The organism is Nitrososphaerales archaeon, assembly GCA_025058425.1.
In the GTDB taxonomy this organism is placed as follows: domain Archaea; phylum Thermoproteota; class Nitrososphaeria; order Nitrososphaerales; family JANXEG01; genus JANXEG01.
Map to the genome: position 1 here is coordinate 1 of JANXEG010000096.1, position 575 is coordinate 575.

General features: G+C 36.3%; 1 tRNA gene. It reads left to right on the plus strand.

What is annotated here, in order from left to right:
- Nucleotides 1–113 precede the first annotated feature (113 nt).
- A tRNA-Ala gene (locus tag NZ896_06845) sits at nt 114–204 on the plus strand.
- The last annotated feature ends 371 nt before the right edge of the window (nt 205–575 follow it).

Below are 575 nucleotides of genomic sequence, written 5' to 3' on the forward strand. Positions count from 1 at the left end.
TTTTATCGATTAAGATAAACTATTCGGATTCTACACATGCGCATTTCTCTCTAAGATCTTCGAGTTTATAAAGAGTAAAGAAGATAAATCTGAATATTTATTAAGCTAATTGTGGGCCGGTCGTCTAGTCTGGTAGGATACCGCTTTGGCATACGTGAAATCGGCCGATGGCGGGGGTCGAGGGTTCGAATCCCTCCCGGTCCATAATTCCATCAAATTATGTTATGATGGTTGAACGGCCTTTATATAAAAATGGCAGATGAATTCACTTATACCTTCACTTATCCGCTTAAGATTATCTAATATTCTCTAATATTCTGTTGTTATTTGGAGCCCTATATGGTAACGTTTAAGGCGAGGATCTCTTAGAGGATTTTGATCTATCGATTTGTTAGGATAGATGGTGAAAGCGAGTTTACACTATAGAAAAAGTCTTTCAGCACTCCTCTTGGAATTAACGAATATTAACCGCGCTGCGAATTTTATATGATTGGGTATCTTTAACGTAATTTGAAATCGCTTGAGCTTTTTAAGTCTTTATGGTTATTCATTGATACTTTTATTATTTCCACCAT